The organism is Thermogemmatispora sp. (genome assembly GCF_019683635.1).
Lineage (GTDB): Bacteria > Chloroflexota > Ktedonobacteria > Ktedonobacterales > Ktedonobacteraceae > Thermogemmatispora.
The window spans coordinates 1-12,481 of record NZ_JADGIA010000154.1; the positions used below are offsets into that span (position 1 = coordinate 1).

The following is a 12,481-nucleotide window of genomic DNA, read 5'->3' on the forward strand; positions in this document are numbered from 1 at the left end:
GGCCTACTCAGGCCCGCACAGCTGAATATAGAGTAGCACAGTGAGAACGGCCCGTCTACAGCGTTGACGAGCCTTATCCCAAGGCGTTACAATGACCTTGCACCTGATTCAAACGGGTTACAAGCACGGAACATTCCAGCTATGAGCACCGGTCGGCGTATCCGCTTAACTTCGCTCGCCAGCTGTGCCGGTTGAGCGGCCAAAATGGGCCCGGCGGCCCTGGCGCAGGTTCTGCGTCCCCTGAAAGCCCAGAGTGTCCCGCCCTCCCTGCTCGTAGGCTTGAGTGCCGCCGACGATGCGGCAGTCTACCAGATCAACGAGCAGCAGGCGATCATTAGCACGGCGGATTTCTTCCCGCCCGTGGTAGATGATCCTTATGCTTTCGGCGCGATCGCTGCCGCCAATGCCATGAGCGATGTCTACGCGATGGGCGGCGAGGTTTTGATGGCCATTAATTTGGTCGCCTGGCCCGACGACCTAGAAATGGAGCTGTTGAGCGAGATTCTGCGCGGCGGAGCCGAGACGGTAGCCCGGGCCCAGGCTGTCATCGCCGGAGGGCATACGGTCAGCGACCGCGAGCCAAAGTATGGGCTGGCCGTCACCGGCAGCGTTCACCCACAGCGCATCTTTACAAAAGGCGGCGCCCAGCCCGGCGACTTGCTGGTCCTGAGCAAGCCGCTCGGCACAGGTCTGATTACCACGGCCCACAAGCGCGATCAGGTCACTGCGGAGGATCTGGCGGCAGCCGTGGCCTCGATGACGCGCCTCAATCGCGAGGCCAGTCGCGCTCTGGCGGAGCTGGCTGCCTCCAGTGGAGGTGTGCACGCCGTGACCGATGTGACTGGTTTCGGCTTGCTCGGCCACGCCTGGGAAATGGCCTCTCAGAGCCTGACAAGCATGCGCCTGACGTTTTCCGCACTGCCACTATTGCCCCATGCTGCGGAATACGCGGCGCGCGGCTGCACTCCCGGCGGGACGAGTCGTAACCGGGCCTATTTTGGCCCTCATGTCCGTTTGGGTCAGGGACTGGACACTGTGGCGGAGGCGATTCTCTGGGACCCGCAGACATCGGGCGGTCTGCTGGCAGCGATCGCTCCAGAGCTGTGGCCCCGTCTGGCCGCTCTGGAGTCCTCTGCCCCGTTCTGGCTCATCGGCGAGGTGACAACCAGACATACTGAGGAGGCACAGGTGTCACTGGAGGTGTATTAACGACAATGGCTGCAGGATATAGAGCACTGGAAGAGGCCTTGGGTATCGAATTTCGCGACCCTGCACTGTTGCAACTGGCCCTAACCCATCGCTCCTATATCTATGAAACACCCGGCGCCGGGCGCGAGTCGAACGAACGCTTGGAGTTCCTCGGCGATTCGATCCTGGCTTTTGTCTGCGCTGATTTCCTTTACCGCACGTTTCCTCAGCTCAATGAGGGCGAGCTGAGCAATTTGCGCGCCGCTTTGGTGAAGACGGAGACCCTCGCTCAGTTTGCACGTGACCTGAATTTGCGTTCGTTCCTGCTCCTCGGAAAGGGCGAGCAGCAGAGCGGGGGCAGCCAGCGCGTGCTCGCCTCGGCGTTCGAGGCGCTGCTGGGAGCGATCTACCTTGATCAAGGGCTGGAGGCGGTGCGTGGCGTGATTATCCCCCGCGTGGAGCCATTAGCCCGCACTATTGTTGAGAAGCGCCTCTTTAAGGATAGCAAATCTCTGCTCCAGGAACTGGCTCAGGCCCGCGAGGGCATTACTCCCTCTTATCGCCTGGTCAGCCAGGAAGGTCCTTCTCACAACCGTGAGTTCACAGTTGAGGTGCTCCTCGGCGAGCGGGTCATTGGTCGTGGCCAGGGACGCAACAAACAGGCAGCCGAGCAGGAAGCTGCCCACGCAGCTCTGGATAGCCGCGGCTGGCTGTAGTCAGGCAGCTCCGTGCGCCAGCAAAAACTTGTTGAAAAGCACGATGCTTACTCTTTCGGGAAGAAAGGGTTGGTTGGTTGGTTGGTTGGTTAGCAGGATAGGGAGGAGGAGAACGCATGCGACTGGAGCCAACGCCGCGTCCAGAGCAGACCCTGCGAGTCAGCGCGCGGCTGATCACAGCGAGTACGATCTTGCATTTGTCTTCCGATGAGTTGGAGCGCTGCATTACTCAAGAGCAGACCGAGAATCCGGCCCTGGAGGTTCAGGAGCAGCGCGTCTGCCTCTTCTGTGGGACCTTGCTCCGCGGTAGCGGCAGCGTCTGCACCTCGTGCGGCTACTATGCACCAGTCGGGGCCCCAGAGGGCAGCGCTACGCCCCCCGTCGAAAATGGCGCCGGCGCCGCCGGGGAGCGCTTCCTTCAGCCTTTCTACGACATGGACAACTATGGCTTCGTCGAGGCCGATGCCGAGGCTGAGGATGATCCTCTGGCGCGAATCGCGACGCCCGAATCTCTGGCTGAACGCCTACTGCAACAGCTGGAAGCCCTTATTCCTCCCGAAGAGGCCCCCATTGCCGAGCACCTGGTTGGGAACTTGAACGAGCGGGGATATCTGGAAATCAGCACGGCGGAGATCAGCCGCTACCTCGATGTCCCGCTAGAGCGAGTCGAGTACGTCCTCAAGCAACTCCAGACCCTGGAACCAGTAGGCATCGGCGCCCGCGATCTACGCGAATGCCTGCTGATCCAGCTGGAAGCACTGGCCGAACAGGAGACCCCGCATCCGCTGGCTCGTACGCTGATCGAGCGCCATCTCGATCGCCTGGGGCGCAGTCAGTACCAGGAGATCGCTCGCGAGCTGAAGGTGCCTGAACAGGAAGTCCGCGCCGCAAGTGCTTACATCCGCAGCCGTTTGTACCCCTTCCCTGCCCATACCTACCGCCTGGATAGCCATGCCTCTCAACGCGAGAGCAGCGCTATGTACGTGCACCCAGACGTCATTATCCGCCGTGCCGATAACGGCTTCGAGGTCGAACTCATCGAAGAGAAGCGCTATCACTTCGCGGTCAACCGCGGCTATCACGCAGCAGATGGCGAGAGCGCAAGTCTCGCCCTGCAGCGCTATTTCTCCCAACAGAGCGACCGGGCACGCTTTTTTATCGACTGTGTTCAGCGCCGCTGGCGCACCCTGAAACGAGTGGCGGAGATCGTCGTCGAACAGCAGCGCGATTTTCTAGAGAAAGGGATTCGCTACCTGCGCCCGCTGACTCGGGCCGAGGTGGCGGCGCGCCTCGGCCTCGACGAGGGTACGGTGAGCCGCGCCACCGCGAACAAGTACGCTCTGCTGCCCAACGGGCGCCTGATCCCCTTCTCTGACTTTTTTGATAGCTCGCTTGGCGTCAAGGATATTCTGCGTGAGATCATTCAGCAGGAGGCGCCTCAGCGACGCCTGAGCGATGAGGAGCTGCGCCGCTTGCTGGCCGAGCGCGGTATCCATCTGGCCCGCCGTACCGTGACCAAGTACCGGGAGGAGATGGGCATCGGCTCCTCACGTGAACGCTGAGGGACGCACGTAGATGGTCCGCTCGTGGTCGTAGACGACCAGGCCCGGGCCACCTCCTTTCATATGACGTACGTGACGCTGGAGCGTGTAGTCAACGGGTACGCTGCTGTTGCCACGTGCCTGACTGTAATAGGCCGCCAGGCTGGCCGCCTGCTCAAGAGTACTCTGTGGCACCTGGCGGCCCGTCGCTTTGATGATGACATGGGCGCCCGGCACGCCGCGAGCATGCAGCCAGATATCGTTGCCACTCGCCTGGTGGAAGGTGACCTCCTCATTCTGCCGGCTGTTACGCCCCACCAGAATAGTGAAGCCATCGGCACTCTGGATGTAGAGCGGGACACCCCCGCCAGGAGGTACAGCTTTTCCACGGCCAGCCTTCTTTTTCCCGGCCTTTCTCTGTGCCTCAGAATTTTTCTTCTCATGCAGATAGCCAGCGGCCTGGATCTCGGCTTTGACCAGCTCAATCTCATCCGGCGTCTCGGCCAGCTGCAAGTCGGTAAGCAGCTGCTCTAGCGTGGCCAGCTCCGCCCGGTTGCGCTCTATCTGCTCGGGCAGAAGCGCCGCCGCCCGGCGCATCTTCTGATATCTGGCAAAAAGTCGGTTGGCGTTGCCCACGGCATCGAGACGCGGATCAAGTTCGATAGTGACCTCGGGAAGATTGTCCTGGGCCACGTCGGCGGCAAAGAGATCGGGCAGGCGGACCTGCGTCTGCCCTCGCTCTATCTCACGTTGAAAGGTTAGCAACAGCTCGCCCTGCCGACGATAGTTCTCCGCTTCAGCAAGCGCGCGCTGCTCTTCCTCCAGTGTTGCAGCACGGCGCCGGCAGCGTTCTATCTGGGTCTGGAGCAATTTGCGTAGCGGCGCTCGTCGGCTCTCAAGAGCATCGAGCCACTCGTTACGGGCATAGAAGTCGTCGATCAGCACGTTGATCGACGGCGATTCGCGAATGCGCACCCCCTCCACCGTGCTATACTGCTCCAGCACATAGGGCGCAAAGGCCAGTGGCGTACCTCGTGCCTCTGATTCTCCTGCCACCACAGAGGCTGGCTCAAGACGCTCGACGAGCTGTGGATGCCAGCGGCGGGTATCGTAGAGGGCAGCCAGCTCACGAATATTCCAGGCCAGCTCTTCCCATTGTTCCTGGCTAAGCTCCAGCCCGGCCTCGCTGTTGCCCAGGGCGCGATAGACCGCCTCCCGTGCAAGCAAGGGGCTGAAACCAAGGAGGTGACGAACGAGAAGCTGCCAGAGCCGAGGCGCCGCCTCCTTGCGCCGTGGTGCCGCCTTAACGCTCTCTCCTCCTTCCACAGGGGCCGACTCTCCTCCCTCATTGCCCGGGATAATGGACAGCTGGGCCGCGGTGACAGTCGTCGGCTCCAGACGCGGCAGAAGTTGACCGGCAAAGGCACGCTGCTGAGGGGGCGGCGGTACATAGGGAACGTTCGGCATGATCACGCGATAACGGTTAATGTCTGCCCCAATGCGCTTATGACAGCCGAGAATCAGGCCCGCTTCATTGCACAACACAATATTACTGGTACGCCCCATGATCTCAGCAATCAGGCGCAGTCGCTGATAGCTGGCAGTTGGCCCCTGGCCGGCGCGCTCAGCCTGTTCGCCAGTCTCCAAGGCAGGTGCCTCATCTTCATGGCCACGCCAGACCCGCGTCCGAAAGATCAGGTGCAGCACACGCTCCCAGCGCGGCTGCTCGACGGCCTCAAGGCGCGCCCCCTCCAGATATTTGCGTAGCAGCATCACAAAGGGCGGGGGCTCTGGTACTGCGCGCGGCGGTTTGCGTAGTGTCAGATGCAAGCGCGCCAGCTGCGGATGGGCTGACAGATAGAGCCAGCGCTTCTGCCCTTTTTCGTCCTCGCCCACCCGCGGCGGACAGTAGCACTCGATGGCAATGGAGTGTTCCGTGGGCGGGATAATTGTCTCAACACGCGCATCAGTTAAGAGTACGCGCAACTCATCAGCAACAGCAGCAAGGGTGATGGCGTCGACATACATGCGAGAAACCTCACCGGTGGCTATAGCGTTTCGGGATATTGTACAATTATAGCAGTCCTGGTTCATCCCTTACGCCGGGCAGGCGCCAGGGAGAGCAGAGCGGCCCCTTCTTCGCGCAGCCTTCTTCGCAAGCGTTGTGCTCCCGGGAAGCCTCATCTGCGCGTCGCGATGCCCGCGTAGCCAGTTGAGCGATCGCTTTATCTGGTCGGCTCGGTCGCCCGAGCGGCCAGGGGCTCGGTTTGTCAGCCCCCTCCGAGCGGTAGTTGTCAGGCCGGGGATCTCAGCTACCGGCCTGAGCAGGCCAAGAGCAATCAAAAACGTCAATACACCAGCAGACAGGGACGTCCATCACAGCCCACTAGCCAGGTCACTCTCCAGGGAAGGGGGAGCCTCTCTTCTGCCTTGCCGGTCCTGCACTGCGCGGGAGAAGCGGATCAGCTCGGGCGGTCGGTCAGGCGGCCTGCCAGGGATACACCTTGGGACAGCAGCACAGCGGAGCATAGCACAGCAGAGCGGGAAAAGCAGCATGCACGTTGAGATGGAGCCTACAGCCGAGAGAGAGAGCGCCACGCTCCGGCCAGCGGAGAAGCAAGGACTGCTCTTTGTGTTGTCCGCACCCTCGGGGACGGGCAAGGATAGCGTCATCGAGGCGCTGAAGCGACAAGGTATGGACTTCCATGTGGTGACCTCGGTGACAACTCGCGCTCCCCGGCCTGGGGAGAGCGAGGGCCACCCTTATCATTTTATCAGCTACGAGGAATTTCAGCAGCTCGTGGCCAACGACGAGCTGATCGAGTATGCCAATGTTCATGGCAACTGGTACGGGCAACCCCGACGTCAAATTAAGGAAAACCTGGCAGCAGGCCGCGATGTCCTGCTCAAGGTTGATGTGCAGGGTGCCGCCACCATTCGGCGCAAGATTCCCCAGGCCATCCTTATCTTCCTGGCCCCCGAGACGCAGGAAGAGCTGGCTCAGCGCTTGAGCCGGCGACAGACCGAAGACGCGGAGCAATTCCGCCGGCGTCTCGCCGATGCGGTCAACGAGTTGGCCCAGTACCACTGGTACGATTATCTGGTCATTAACCGCGAGGGCCAGCTCGCCCAGGCGGTCGAGCAGGTTCGGGCAATTATGATCGCTGAACATTGCCGAGTCCAACCGCGTTATGTAGAACTCTAAGGCAGCTTCAGACGTTTGAGAGGAGGCCGTATGACGGATATTCGTTTTGAGCAATCCGGTACCAAAGAGCGTAACTTAGCAATGGAGCTGGTACGTGTTACCGAGGCAGCAGCCCTGAGCGCGGGCCGCTGGATGGGACGGGGAGATAAAGAGAAAGCCGATCAAGCCGCCGTGGACGCCATGCGCCAGGCCCTTGATGGTGTGGACATGGATGGCATCGTCGTCATCGGTGAAGGCGAGAAGGACGAGGCGCCCATGCTCTATATCGGAGAGCGCGTCGGAAACGGCTCTCCGCCGCAAGTGGATGTTGCAGTCGATCCGATCGACGGCACACGCCTGCTCTCCCTGGGCCTGCCAGGCGCGCTGGCAGTCGTTGCTACCGCCGAGCGCGGCAGCATGTACTCTGCGCCGCCCGGAGTCTTCTATATGGAGAAAATCGCCGTCGGTCCCGCGGCTAAGGATGTCATCGACATCAACGCACCAGTTGCTGTGAACCTGGAGCGCATCGCCCGGGCTAAGGACGCTCAGATCGACGACTTGACGGTGATCATTCTGGATCGACCGCGCCACCAGGAGATCATCCGCCAGATTCGCCAGGCAGGGGCTCGCATCCGCCTGATCAGCGATGGCGACGTGGCCGCGGCGATTCTGGCCGCTATGGAAGACTACCGCGGCGTCGATGTTTTAATGGGAATTGGCGGCGCTCCGGAGGCCGTGCTGGCCGCAGCTGCTATTAAGTGCCTGGGCGGCGCGATGCAGTGCAAGGTCTGGCCACGCTCGGATGAGGAGCGTGAGAAATTCAAAGCCGAAGGCATCGACCTCGATCAGGTCTTAACCATCGATGATCTGGTGCACAGTAACGATGTCTCATTTGCGGCCACGGGCATTACCAGCGGCGAGCTGCTCGATGGCGTCCAGTACTTCGGCTGGGGCGCTCGCACCTCCTCTATTATGATGCGCTCGCGCTCTGGCACCGTGCGCTATATCCAGGCGCGCCATAAGTGGCGCCGTGGCCTGGGCGCTTCTCAAGCTCAGACAACACGCTAGCCAGCGCTTTCGCCCCCTGACGCGCTGCAAAACAGCGCTCCCCATGCCCTCAGCTCTCGCCCTCTACCGCCCACGGCTGACCTTCAGCCAGCTTATCGTCTCAACAAGCAGACGAGTGGAATGGGGAGCGCTGCCCCCTAGCTACAGACACTTCCCTTGCCCCTCCACGCCTTGCCTGTATGTAACCTCCCGGCGTATTGCCCTTAGAGAGACAGGTCAAGAGACGGCGCCGCCTTGCCTGCTCACCGAAGAGGTGTATCTCCTCACCACTATCATTAATGAAGAGGATAAGGAGCACAATATGCCGTTCAAACCCCTTCACCAGGCTCAGGCACTTCATGACGATGGGCACGGCTCAGGCGGGCAGCAGCAGCGAGCCGGAGCCAGGCTCCTCGTACTCGGGATGGCCGTCCTTGTCACCTTGCTCGTGGTAGCTTGCGGCAACGGAAGTTCCCCCACTAGCAGCGCTGTCACCCCAACAGTCAGCAGTAGTCAGCTCACTTCCAGCCCGCCCCCGACCACGACGTCCCAAGCGACTCAGTCAGCCTCCAGCACTGCTACTACTGTACAAGTGCAGATTATTGAACAGAACGAGCGCTACCAGTTCTCACCGCAGACGCTGACCATCAAGAAAGGCACACGAGTCGTATGGCTCAACAAATCGGATGCGCCGCATACCGTCACGAGCAACAATGGAGCCTTCTCCGACTCTGACACCATTGGGGAGGGCGCGACCTTCACCTTGCTCTTCACCACAGCGGGAACCTATCAATACCACTGCAGCATTCATACCTACATGACAGCCACCATCATCGTGACCGCCTGACGAGCTGAACGAGCGGGCCAGGATCGCCCATCAGAGAGAAGCGAAGACAGGCACCACGAGTAGGGAAGCCAGGGGCTCGTTTCAGGCTCCCGCTTCCACAGCGGAGGAGATGTCAGCCACTGATGAAGCAAAGAACGGCGCGCTGAAGCGAGTCCCATCAGCCTCTTGGCAGCGTCTATCTCACGAGGGCGGCGAGCGCTTGCAAATGCATGTCTCTCGCTCTCGAATGGACGGAGCGACGGGCCGGGCCGGCCTCGCCGCTCAGAGGCGCTGGAGCTTCTCGATCACGGCATCAGCTACCTGGGAGGTACCAACCGCTGTTGGGTCATCGGGACGTGGCTTCAGGTCGTAGGTAACGTTTTTCCCTTCAGCGATCACTTGAGCAATGGCCTTCTCCAGTCGATTGGCCGCATCCTTCTCACCCAAATGACGAAGCATCAGTACACCGGAAAACATCATGGCCATCGGATTGACCTTATTCTGACCGGCATACTTCGGGGCGCTGCCATGTACCGGCTCGAAGACAGCGTACTGGTTGCCAATGTTGGCCCCGGGCGCCACACCTAGCCCACCAATCAGACCCGCGGACAGATCGGAGACAATATCTCCATAGAGATTGGGAAGCACCAAGACATCGTATTGCTCCGGTTTCTGTACGAGCTGCATACAAATATTGTCAACAATGCGGTCTTCAAACTGGATATCGGGATACTCGCGGGCCACCTCCTGGGCCGTGGCGAGGAAGAGGCCATCGGAGAACTTCATAATATTTGCTTTATGAATAGCCGTGACCTTGCGCCGACCATGCTCACGGGCATAGTTAAAGGCGAAGCGAACAATGCGGCGACTGGCGGCCACCGAAATATACTTGAGGCTGATCGCCGATTCGGGGTCCAGGCGCGTCCCGGTTGTGCGCTCTACCAGCTCAATCAGCTCTGCCAGCTCGGATGAGCCACGCTGAAATTCAATGCCAGCATAGAGATCCTCAGTATTCTCGCGCACAATGATCAGGTCAACATGCTCGTAGCGGGAGCGGAGCCCTGGGTAGGTCTTGGCGGGACGGACGTTGGCATACAAATCCAGCTTCTTGCGTAGTGTGACATTGGCGCTGCGCACTCCTTTGCCAACAGGCGTGGTAATCGGTCCCTTGAGAGCCACCTTGGTGCGCTTGATCGATTCAATAACGTCTTCAGGCAGGATCGTGCCCTGTTTCTCCAGGGTTTCCATGCCCGCCTGGCAGACCTCCCAGCGGAACTCTACCCCCGTCGCCTCCAGCACGCGGCGGGTCGCCGTGGTGATCTCCGGTCCGGTCCCATCTCCAGGAATGAGGGTTACCGCATGCGGCATGAAGTCCTCCAGAACTGCAGAGTTTGTTCGTAGCAAAGAGGTTGAGCAATCATGTAGAGATTATAGCACGAGTGCCAGCCATAAGCCCACCCGTGCTACCAGGCTGGACTGAGCGGGAACCGGGCGCCCTGGAGATATGGGCAGAGCGAGGGAAGGCCCTTAGCGCTGATCCGACTCAGCAGGAGTGGCAGCCAGCGATGCACTCGCCGCCTTGGTAGTCCTGGCAGTCGTTGCCTTTGTTGCCCTGGTCGTTCGCTTTTTGCTCCCTTTGCTATTCTTTGCAGATCCCGTCTTTTTCTCAGTCTTCTTACTCTTGCTTTTAGCAGTAGAAGCTTTAGCTGTGCTCCGTCTCTGCTCGCTGCCCGTAGCATTCCCATTGGAGGTTGCTTGGGAGGCTGAACGCGTCCGCCTGCTCTTGGCTCTGACAGTTGTGGGCAAGGGCAGCTCCCCGGCTGCCGAAGGCGCCTGTGTCGTCTCTGTCATCCCATTCAAAGAGGGGCTGGCCTCCGCGTCTGGCTCCGTGCTCTTCTGGGCCTTTTTGCGTCTGGACGCGGTGCCTCGCCGGGAGGATGCCAGGCCATTCTGCTGGGGCTGTTCCTCGGGATTTTGCTGTGGCAGCACGACCTCCTCGTAGCAGACCGGCTCCTGGCCGCCGCGCGGGATCACCATCAATCCACCGCAGCGCGGGCACGGTTCCGGCACCGGGCGCTCCCAGATGGCGAAATTACAGGTCGGGTAGTTGCTGCAACCATAGAACGTGCGCTTGGTCTGACGCGTCTTACGCTCGACCAGATCGCCACCGCACTGCGGACAGAGGGCCCCGGTCTTATTGACAAAAGAGCGCCCATAGCGGCACTCCGGAAAGCCCGAGCAGGAGATAAACCGACCGAAGCGCCCGCTGCGGATCACCAGCTTCCGGCCACACTCGGGGCACAGCTCGTCCAGCTCCTCGACCGGCTTCTGCACGCGATCCATCTCAGCCTCGGCTCTGGCTACCATCTCCTTGAAGGTCTCATAGAAATCGCGCAGAAACTCGGTCCAGGACTGGCGTCCCTCCTCAACATTGTCCAGCTTCTGCTCCATATCGGCAGTAAAGCCGACATCAACGATCTCAGGGAAGTGCTTATTGAGCAGCTCGTTGACGGTTTCGCCGAGCCAGGTTGGCACAAAACGACGCTGTTCCTGGGTAACGTACCCCCGCTCCTGAATGGTTGAGATGATGGGCACATAGGTACTGGGACGCCCGATGCCCAGCTCCTCCAGCTCTTTGATCAAGCTAGCTTCCGTATAGCGCGGCGGCGGCTGCGTAAAGTGCTGCTGCGGCTGCAGTTCATGAAGGGCCAGCACTTCGTCGACAGCGAGCAGCGGCAGTAGACGCTCTTCCTCATCGCGTGGCCAGACGGCGTAGAAACCAGGGAAGCGGAGATGGGAGCCGCTGGCCCGAAAGACGTACTGGCCTGCCAGGATATCGGCGCGCACCGTGTCAAAGAGCGCTGGCGTCATAAAGCTGGCCACAAAGCGGCGCCAAATCAGACTATAGAGCTTGTATTGATCAGGCGTTAGATATTCTCGCACCTGCTCAGGCGTGAGCGTCACATCCGTCGGACGAATCGCCTCGTGGGCATCCTGGGCCGTGGCCTTGAGCTTGCCAACGCGCCCCGATCCGACGAAGGGCTGGCCATAGGTTTGCTCAATAAAGCGACGCACGCTGGCCTTCGCTTCATCAGAGACGCGCGTCGAGTCGGTGCGCATGTAGGTAATGAGTCCCTGTGAGCCGCGTGGTCCCAGCTCGATGCCCTCGTAGAGCTGCTGAGCCAGGCTCATCGTCTTCTTGGGCTTAAAGTAGAGGCGCGACGAGGCATCCTGCTGCATGGTGCTGGTTGTATAGGGGAGCGGCGGCTGACGACGCACCTCGCGCTGGATCAGGCGCCAAACCGAGAAGCTCACCCCGCGTAGCTCGGCTAGAATGGCCTCGGCTTCCTGCTGATTGGCGATATGCAAGCGTCGCCGCGTCTCCTCAGAGCGACGCTCGTTCTCCCCCTCCGATGACCCTTCACCCTCATCGCTCTCAGCTGCCCCTTCTTCCTCCCCTTCCGTCGGCTGGTGGCCCGTCAGCTCATTGAGGCGCGCCACCAGCGTCGCCTCAAAGCGCTCCTGCTCGCCTTGCTTGCTTAGCAGGGCGGTAATCGTCCAATACTCCTGGGGCACAAAGTCCCGGATCTGCCGCTCACGATCACAGATCAGGCGCAAGGCGACCGACTGCACCCGCCCAGCACTGGTGCCCGATTGGACGCGTCTCCACAGGAGGGGACTAATCTTGTAGCCCACCAGACGATCAAGCACCCGACGCGCCTGCTGTGCATTGAATAGATCTTCATTAATAGTCCGCGGCTTCTGGATCGCCTCCTGTACAGCTTTCCGCGTAATCTCATTAAAGACAGCGCGGCGCGGATTCTTGAGTCCCAGGGTCTGCATCAGGGACCAGGCGATGAACTCCCCTTCGCGATCAGGGTCGGGGGCCAGATAGACTTCCTCGGCCTTCTTCGACGCCGCCTTCAGCTCGGCAATGACGCCCTTTCGCTCCTCGATAATTTCATACTGTGGCGCAAAA

General features: G+C 60.6%; 9 protein-coding genes. 6 read left to right on the forward strand and 3 right to left on the reverse strand.

Annotated features, from left to right (window positions below):
- Positions 1–204 precede the first annotated feature (204 nt).
- The 3 genes from selD (at position 205) to rpoN (ending at position 3,466) form a co-directional block, all read left to right on the forward strand.
- A complete protein-coding gene (gene selD / locus IRZ31_RS15535; protein WP_297155243.1) occupies positions 205–1,209 on the forward strand; it encodes a selenide, water dikinase SelD in 1,005 nt (334 codons plus the stop codon).
- Between the two features lie 5 nt (positions 1,210–1,214).
- On the forward strand, positions 1,215–1,904 hold the full coding sequence (rnc, locus tag IRZ31_RS15540) for a ribonuclease III (protein ID WP_112427660.1): 690 nt from the start codon (positions 1,215–1,217) through the stop codon (positions 1,902–1,904).
- 116 nt (positions 1,905–2,020) lie between these two features.
- Positions 2,021–3,466, forward strand: a complete 1,446-nt coding sequence (gene rpoN / locus IRZ31_RS15545) for an RNA polymerase factor sigma-54 (protein WP_297155245.1) — start codon at positions 2,021–2,023, stop codon at positions 3,464–3,466.
- Here rpoN and IRZ31_RS15550 read toward each other — a convergent pair.
- The gene (locus IRZ31_RS15550; RefSeq protein WP_297155247.1) at positions 3,452–5,473 is read right to left on the reverse strand and encodes an NFACT RNA binding domain-containing protein; all 2,022 of its coding nucleotides are present in this window, start codon (positions 5,471–5,473) and stop codon (positions 3,452–3,454) included. The two genes, rpoN and IRZ31_RS15550, sit on opposite strands and share 15 nt — an antisense overlap.
- Before the next feature lie 538 nt (positions 5,474–6,011).
- Between IRZ31_RS15550 and gmk the strand changes: the two genes are divergently transcribed.
- The 3 genes from gmk (at position 6,012) to IRZ31_RS15565 (ending at position 8,523) form a co-directional block, all read left to right on the forward strand.
- The gene (gmk, locus tag IRZ31_RS15555; protein ID WP_297155249.1) at positions 6,012–6,650 is read left to right on the forward strand and encodes a guanylate kinase; all 639 of its coding nucleotides are present in this window, start codon (positions 6,012–6,014) and stop codon (positions 6,648–6,650) included.
- A 30-nt stretch (positions 6,651–6,680) separates the two neighbouring features.
- The gene (gene glpX / locus IRZ31_RS15560) at positions 6,681–7,697 is read left to right on the forward strand and encodes a class II fructose-bisphosphatase (RefSeq protein ID WP_297155251.1); all 1,017 of its coding nucleotides are present in this window, start codon (positions 6,681–6,683) and stop codon (positions 7,695–7,697) included.
- A gap of 301 nt (positions 7,698–7,998) precedes the next feature.
- Positions 7,999–8,523 carry a cupredoxin domain-containing protein gene (locus tag IRZ31_RS15565; protein ID WP_297155253.1) on the forward strand — a complete coding sequence of 175 codons (525 nt, stop codon included), beginning with the start codon at positions 7,999–8,001 and terminating at the stop codon, positions 8,521–8,523.
- A 261-nt stretch (positions 8,524–8,784) separates the two neighbouring features.
- Here IRZ31_RS15565 and IRZ31_RS15570 read toward each other — a convergent pair whose 3' ends face one another.
- Both IRZ31_RS15570 and topA read right to left on the reverse strand, forming a co-directional pair.
- Positions 8,785–9,870 carry an isocitrate/isopropylmalate dehydrogenase family protein gene (locus tag IRZ31_RS15570; protein WP_297155255.1) on the reverse strand — a complete coding sequence of 362 codons (1,086 nt, stop codon included), beginning with the start codon at positions 9,868–9,870 and terminating at the stop codon, positions 8,785–8,787.
- 159 nt (positions 9,871–10,029) lie between these two features.
- Positions 10,030–12,481: type I DNA topoisomerase (gene topA / locus IRZ31_RS15575; RefSeq protein WP_297155256.1), on the reverse strand; the 2,452-nt coding region annotated here is incomplete at its 5' end.